We start from the raw sequence: 7,177 nt of genomic DNA on the forward strand, positions 1-7,177 counted from the left end.
CCCCGCGATGCGAGCGTTGACGGCGGAGACGCGCCTGCACCCGGCGGATTTCATCCTGCCTATGTTTGTCGCCGACGGCATCGAGGACAAGCGCGAGATCGCGTCCATGCCCGGCGTCTACCAGCACACCACCGACACGCTGAAGGCCCTGTGCCACGAGGCGCTCGAGGCCGGCGTGAAATGCGTCGACCTGTTCGGCGTGCCCCGTGATGAGGATAAAGACGCCACCGGCTCGGTCGCGTGGGACGAGAATGGGGTACTCAACCGCAACCTGCGCGCCCTGCGCGAGGAATTCGGCGACGACCTGCTGATTATGGCGGATACCTGCCTCGACGAGTTCACCGACCACGGCCACTGTGGTGCGCTGAGCACCGACCGCAACGGCCACGAGATCGTGGACAACGACAAAACCCTGCCGCTGTACGCCAAGATGGCCGTCGCGCAGGCCGCGGCCGGTGCCCACATCGTCAGCCCCTCGGGCATGATGGACGGCCAGATCGCGGTGATCCGCGACGCGCTGGATGAGGCCGGCTACCAGGACGTCTCCATCATGGCGTACTCCGCCAAGTACGCCTCCAAGTTCTTCGGTCCCTTCCGCGATGCGGTGGGCTCCTCGCTCACTGGCGACCGACGTACCTACCAGCAGGACCCGGCGAACATCCGCGAGTCGATCCTGGAGACGCAGCTGGACATCGACGAGGGTGCAGACTTCGTCATGGTCAAGCCCGCCCTGCCGTACCTGGACGTGCTGCGCGAGGTCGCCGACATGTCCCCGGTGCCGGTGGCGGCATACCAGGTCTCCGGCGAGTACGCGATGATGGCCGCTGCCGGGCGCAACGGCTGGATCGACTTTGAGGAGACGATGATGGAGTCGCTGGTGTCGATCAAGCGCGCCGGCGCGGACCAGATCCTCACCTACTACGCCATCGAGGCAGCAAAGGAAGTTCGGTAACGCCTATGGTGAGCCTCCCGCCACACAACCCGCAGTCGCCCAGCCACATCGCCCCGGCGGCGGCGCCGCAGCCTGACCCGCAGGGGAAGAAGGGCGCGCCGCCGGAGGCGGTGCGCTTCATGCTCACCTGCTGGGCCGTGATGATCGCCGGGGAGCTGCTCCACCAGATCCTCACCGTCGTGGTCACAGTCCTCGACCCGGCGGCGCTGCGCGAGAGCGCGAAGCAGGCCGCCGAGGGCCGGGGCGAGGAGCTAAGCGACGCGATGCTCACCTTCGGCATCTACGGTTCGGTGGTGCTCATGGCGCTGATCCAGCTGGTCATCCTGGGCGTGTTCGCTTACGCGCTGCGGACGGTGGCTAAGCGCGGGAAGTGGGCGTCGAACGCGCGCCGCCTGCTACAGATCTTCGCCGCCTTCTTTGGGCTGCGCGTGTTGACCCTGTTTATGATGACGCCGGCCTCCGCCACTGTGCCGGTGGCGCTCTACGCCGCGGACGGGGTGATCCAAATCATCCTTGGTGTCGCGGGCGTGCTCGGGCTGGTTTACTCTACCCGGAAGGAATCGGTGGACTGGGTGGAGCCGAAGAAGACACACGAGCCCAGCGGAGATGGTGAGTAAGGAGCGCACATGGCGGGAATGTTTCCCACCTTCGTTGCTGACCCCAACGACAGGAACCGGCGTTTTCACGGGAAGGTAGGCCCTACCTGGCCCGCCAGCCTGCGCGCCGCCTACTATGTGGCGCTTACCAGCGCCGTGCTGCTTCTGCTGACCGGCATGCTCATGCTCGCCAGCGGCGCACCGAAGGACGCGGACGCGGAGTTCGCGCAGGCTTTTACTACCAACATGCGCATCGTCGCTGGGCTGGATATCCTGCTCGGGCTGACCATCGCCGGGTGCGCGGCCTTCTTCGAACGCGGCGCGAAGGCTCCGCGCCGCGTCTTCGCCGCGGCGGTCGCCGTTGCCGTGTTTGTGAACATGGCCGGCTTTTTCATCGGCGTGGCAGGCTGGGCCGCTTTTGCGGTGACCCTGGTCTTGGTTGCCGCCCTGTTCTTGGCGTTCCGCCCGGCGGCGAACGCGTACGTGGACGAGCGCAGCGGTGACCTCTGGCGCAGCGTGGAAGGGTAAGAAAAGGAAGTGTCTGCAGAACAGCACGCCGCGCTGGAAGAATCCATCGACGCCGCCCGCGAGGCGGCGCGCGAATGCGGCATCGACTTAGATACCCCGCGCATCGGCGCGGACGGCAACCCGCAGTATCCGAACACCTCCTACGCCTTTGAGATGGAGGGGCTGGAAGACGCCCCGCAGCTCAAAGACATTGAGGAGGAACTCGAGGCGCTCGAGGGGGTCTCGGCGCGCCTGGTGTACAGCACGAAGACCGCCTGGGTGACGGTGCCTAGCACCACACCGATCGTGGAACTGGAGGACGTCTTCGCCCGCTTCGGGGTCACGGCCAAGCTCACCGACTCCACCCTGCGCCGCAGCGTGCTCGGCCGGGCGGCGGCGACGCGACCCAGCCCACGCCGCAGCGTGCGGGGCTTAAGCGGCCGTCGCCGGAGGCTGCGCCGCGACGAACAGCTGAGTCTGCGCCGCGCCCGCGCCCAAGGATTCGTGCGCAGCTCAGGCGAGGCGGCACGCCGCTTACGCGAGCGCGAGGACGTGCTCTTTACCGCCCGCGACCTGGTCACCCCGCTGCGCATGTGGGTCGCGGTCCTGCTCACCCTGCCGGTACTGCTGCTCACCTACGTCTCTGCGCTTCAATTCGACGGGTGGCACTGGCTCTGCTTCGCGCTGACTACTCCGGTGGCGCTGTGGTGCGCGTTCCCCTTCCACCGCGCGATGGCGGGCGGGGTGCGACGCGGCATCTCGGCCCTGGACGGCGCGAGCTCGATCGCGATCCTCGCCTCCTACGTCTGGTCCGCCGCGGTGCTCGTGTTTACGGACGTCGGCAAGCTTTCTTGGCGCAACTACGGCGGCTGGCTCCCGCTGCGGATGGTGGAAGAACCGGCGCTGTTCTTCGAGGTCGCCTGCGCGGTCACCTCGCTGCTGCTCGTCGGCCGTTTCTTCAGCATGCGCGTGCGCCCGCACCTGCAGCAGGAGCTTTCCGTGCGCGCGCCCGGCGCAGAGTCGGAGTACATGGTGCGCCGCCGCTCGCGCAGCGGCAAGGTGATCGAGGAGCCGCTGCCGGCCGCAGAGATCAACCGCGGCGACGACATCGTCATCGTCCCGGGCGCGATCATCCCGGCGGATGGGGAGGTCGTCGGTGGTTCGGGCCTGCTCGAGCCAGAGCTTATCGACGCCCACGAGTCCCGCAAGCTCAAAGTCGGCAGCAAAGTCTACGCCGGCTCCATCTTGCGCAAGGGCAAGGTGAAGATGCGCGTCTCCCGCGTGGGCCACGCCACCCGCTTGTCCACGGTGAACCGCTGGCTTGAGCGGGCCTCGCACCACCAGAACGCGACCACGATGATCTCTACGCAGGCGGCGAGCATGCTCATTCCGGCGGCCTATGTGCTGGCCGTGCTGGACTTCGGCATGTGGTGGCTGCTCACCGGTAACTTAAACGCCGCCTTTGCCACGGCCCTGGCGATCCTCGCGGTGGTGGCACCGGTCGCACTTGCCATCTCCACGGCGCTGGCGATCCGGCTGGGCATTGAGTCTGCGGCGCGAAACGGCATCCTCGTGCGTGACGGTTCGACCTTCCGCATCTTGGAGGCCACCGACACCGCGGTGTTTAACCGGGTAGGCACGCTGGTGGAGCCGACGATGACGGTGGAGACGGTCACCGCCGAGTACGGCGAGGACCCGGACCTCGTCTTGTCCATCGCGGGTGCGCTGTCGGTCGAGTCCGATCACCCCTCCTCCCGCGCGCTGGTCAAGGCGGCACGCGAGGCGCGCGACAAGCGCGACAAGGACGACGGCGGGCCGAGCTGGATCGAGCTGACCCAGGAGGACACCACCCCGGACGGCTCCGTGCGCGGCCGCCTGACGCTGACCTACGAGGATCAGCACACCGAGAACCTCGAGGCGATGCTGTGGCGCCCGACGAACCTTTCGCAGCTCAAGGGTCGACTCTCGCTGGCGGCAACGGCCGGGGGCACACCCGTCGTGGTGCGCTGGAAGGGTCGCGACCGCGGAGTCATCACCCTGTACGACCCGCCGAAGGAGGACGCGATCTCGGCGATCGACCGACTCGAGTCCATCGGGGTAGAAACCGTGATGCTCACCCGCGACACCTACCCGGTGGCGCGCCGCTTCGCCGACTTCCTGGGCATCTCCAAGGTGCTCGCCGGCATCACCGCCCCGGATAAGCCCCACGCAGTGCGTTCCCTGCACACGAAGGGCGCGACCGTGGCGATGGTGGGCGACCACTCCGCCGCGCGCACCCTGCGCGTGGCCGACGTGAGCATCCTGTACGCCGACGACTCCATCCTGGGCGCCGAAATCGGCAAGGTGGATCAGCTGTGCAACGTGCTGCTCATCCGCCGCGATGTGACCGCGGTGCCGCAACTGGTAGAACTCGCGCGCCGGGTGTGCCGCACGATCGACTCCAACATGCTGGTCGCCTGGACGTACAACCTGGTCGCGGTGCTGCTCGCTATCGCTGGCGTGCTGCCTCCCGTGGGTGCGACGGCGCTGATGTTGGGCAGCTCTTTAGCCATCGAGTTGCGTTCGGTCCGCGTGCGTCATTTCCCGGCCTAATTTTTCCCGCGTAAGCTGGGGGACCATGACCAGACGCGACCTTTCTTCTGCCCCGTTCATTGAGGCCGCAAACGGCCGCACCCCCTCGCGCACCCCGGTGTGGTTCATGCGCCAGGCCGGCCGCTCCCTGCCCGAGTACCGCAAGGTACGCGAGGGTATCCCCATGCTCGATTCCTGCTTCATGCCGGAGCTGCTCGCCGAGATCACGCTGCAGCCGGTGCGCCGCCACGACATGGACGCGGCGATTTTGTTCTCCGACATCGTGGTGCCGCTGAAGGCGGCTGGGGTGGGCGTGGAGATCGTGCCCGGCCGTGGTCCGGTGATGGAGCAGGCGATTACGACGCGTGCGGACGTCGAGAAGCTGCCCGTGCTCGACCACAACGTGGACGAGGTGGCCAAGGGCATCGAGATCATCCTCGATGAGCTCACCGACACCCAGGCCCTGATCGGGTTCGTGGGCGCGCCGTTTACGCTGGCCAGCTACCTCATTGAGGGTGGGCCGAGCAAGAACCACGAGAAGACGAAGGCGATGATGCATGGCGATCCAGAGACCTGGCACGCGCTGATGCGCCGCCTCGTGCCCACGATCACTACTTTCCTGCGCACGCAGGTCGACGCTGGTATTGACGCGATGCAGCTCTTCGACTCCTGGGCCGGCTTCCTCACCGAGGCCGACTACCGCGAGCACGTCCTGCCGTACTCGGAGGAGATCCTCAAGGAAGTCGAGGGCGTGATCCCGCGCATCCACTTCGGCGTGGCCACCGGCGAGCTGCTCGGCGCGATGTCCGAGGCTGGCTCCGAGGTGATGGGCGTGGACTGGCGCGTGCCTCTCGACGTCGCCGCGGCCCGGTTTGCCTCCCCGCGCGTCCTGCAGGGCAACCTGGACCCCGCGATGCTCTTCGCCGGTCCCGCCGTGGTGGAAGAGGAGGTCCGCCGCATCAAGGCGGAGGCCGCCCGCGCCATCGAGGCGGGCAACGCCACCGGCCACATCTTCAACCTGGGCCACGGCGTGCTGCCGACCACCGACGCCGGTGCGATCACCGACGCCGTCGCCATGATCCACGAAGCTTAAAAGAAGGAGCGCTCCATTGAATATCGCCATCGTCGGTGCAGGCCTTGCCGGGCTGACCGCAGCGTATGAGCTGCGCGATTCCGGCCACACCGTGGACGTCTACGAGGGCAGCGACCGTATCGGCGGCAAGCTCTACACCGTGGCCTTCGACGGCGGGCCGACCGACATGGGCGCAGAGGCCTTCATCGCGCGTCGCCCCGAGGCCAAGCAGCTTGTCGACGAGCTCGGGCTCGCCGACTCGCTAGTCAGCCCCTCCGGCATGCGCTCGCTGCTCTACGTCGACGGCGAGACCCGCGCGATGCCTGCCGGCGGTGTGATGGGCATCCCATCGACCTCGGAGCCGGTTTTGCACCTGGTCAGCGAGGACACCGCGCGGCGCATCGACGAGGAAGGGCAGCGCGAGGGCTTTGCGTGGATCGTCGGCGGCGATATGAGCGTCGGTGCCCTGGTGCGCGATCGCTACGGCGACGACGTGGTGGACAACATCGTGTCCTCCCTGCTCGGCGGCGTCTACTCCTGCACCGCCGACGACCTGGGCGTGCGCGCCACCGTGCCGCAGCTGGCCGAGGAGTTCGACCGCCTGGCTGCCGACGGCCCGGTGCACCTGTCCACCGCCGTGGCCAACCTGGAGGCGGCGCGCAAGAAGGCGGCTCCTTCTTCCGGGAAGCCCGCGTCGATCTTCGCCACCTTCCGCGACGGCTACCAGGAACTGTACGAGGCGCTCGCCGAGCAGTCCGGCGCGAACATCTACGTCGACGCGTTCATCTCCGCGATCACCCGCGAGGGCGAGGGCTACCGCCTCAAGGGCGGCGAGGACACCGTCTACGACCGCGTCCTGCTCGCCACCCCAGCACCGACGACCGCGCTGCTGCTGCGCGGCATCGCCCCGGAAGCGGCCGAGACGCTGCGCGCCGTCAAACTGGCCAACTCTGCCGTTGTCGGCCTGCGCTTCGCCACCGACGAGGGTCTGCCCGAAAACTCCGGCGTTCTCGTCAGCACCGACGCCGAGGACGTCCACGCCAAGGCGTTCACCCTGTCCTCGCGCAAGTGGCCGCACCTCGCGGAGCGCGGCGGGGCCCTGGTGCGCGCCAGCTTCGGCCGCTACGGCGACACCGTGGCGATGACCGCCAGCGAGGACGACCTCGTGGACTGGGCCCTCGACGACCTACAGACCATCACCGGCTTCGACGGCCGCGCTGCTGGCGTGGAGGAGATCTTCGTGCAGCGCTGGTTCGGCGGCCTGCCGCGCTACGACGAAACACACCTCGCCACGGTGGCCAGCGTCAAAGACGCGCTCGCGGATGTCCCGGGCGTTGGCGTCGCCGGTGCCTGGGTCGCGGGCGTGGGCGTGCCCGCTGCGATCGGCAACGCGCGAGAGGCGGCCCGCGGGTTGGTGTAGGGGGTCGGCGCTATTTGACGAACACGGCAGGTCGAACAACCCGACGTCCGGTCTAGGGG

At 67.9% G+C, this 7,177-nt stretch carries 6 protein-coding genes; all 6 read left to right on the plus strand.

Annotated elements, in window-relative coordinates; translation table 11 throughout:
- On the plus strand, positions 1-952 hold a 952-nt coding region (gene hemB / locus HMPREF2990_RS10370), incomplete at its 5' end, for a porphobilinogen synthase (RefSeq protein WP_371576023.1).
- A gap of 5 nt (positions 953-957) precedes the next feature.
- Positions 958-1,569, plus strand: a complete 612-nt coding sequence (locus HMPREF2990_RS10375; RefSeq protein WP_083317141.1) for a hypothetical protein — start codon at positions 958-960, stop codon at positions 1,567-1,569.
- Between the two features lie 9 nt (positions 1,570-1,578).
- Positions 1,579-2,076, plus strand: coding sequence for a hypothetical protein (locus HMPREF2990_RS10380; RefSeq protein ID WP_070764549.1), 498 nt, complete (start codon positions 1,579-1,581; stop codon positions 2,074-2,076).
- A gap of 9 nt (positions 2,077-2,085) precedes the next feature.
- Positions 2,086-4,647 carry a heavy metal translocating P-type ATPase gene (locus HMPREF2990_RS10385; RefSeq protein WP_070764550.1) on the plus strand — a complete coding sequence of 854 codons (2,562 nt, stop codon included), beginning with the start codon at positions 2,086-2,088 and terminating at the stop codon, positions 4,645-4,647.
- 25 nt (positions 4,648-4,672) lie between these two features.
- Entirely contained in the window at positions 4,673-5,719 is a 1,047-nt protein-coding gene (gene hemE / locus HMPREF2990_RS10390) for a uroporphyrinogen decarboxylase (RefSeq protein WP_070764551.1), read from the plus strand.
- Positions 5,720-5,735: 16 nt separating this feature from the next.
- Positions 5,736-7,118 (plus strand): protoporphyrinogen oxidase, encoded by a 1,383-nt coding sequence (locus HMPREF2990_RS10395; protein ID WP_070764552.1) that lies wholly within the window; start codon positions 5,736-5,738, stop codon positions 7,116-7,118.
- Positions 7,119-7,177: the final 59 nt, after the last annotated feature.

This window comes from Corynebacterium sp. HMSC071B10, assembly GCF_001814825.1.
Classification (GTDB): domain Bacteria; phylum Actinomycetota; class Actinomycetes; order Mycobacteriales; family Mycobacteriaceae; genus Corynebacterium.

Coding starts and splice junctions, on each gene's coding strand:
- HMPREF2990_RS10375 (WP_083317141.1), top strand. CDS start 958: ATGGTGAGCCTCCCGCCACACAACCCGCAGTCGCCCAGCCACATCGCC.
- HMPREF2990_RS10380 (WP_070764549.1), top strand. CDS start 1,579: ATGGCGGGAATGTTTCCCACCTTCGTTGCTGACCCCAACGACAGGAAC.
- hemE (WP_070764551.1), top strand. CDS start 4,673: ATGACCAGACGCGACCTTTCTTCTGCCCCGTTCATTGAGGCCGCAAAC.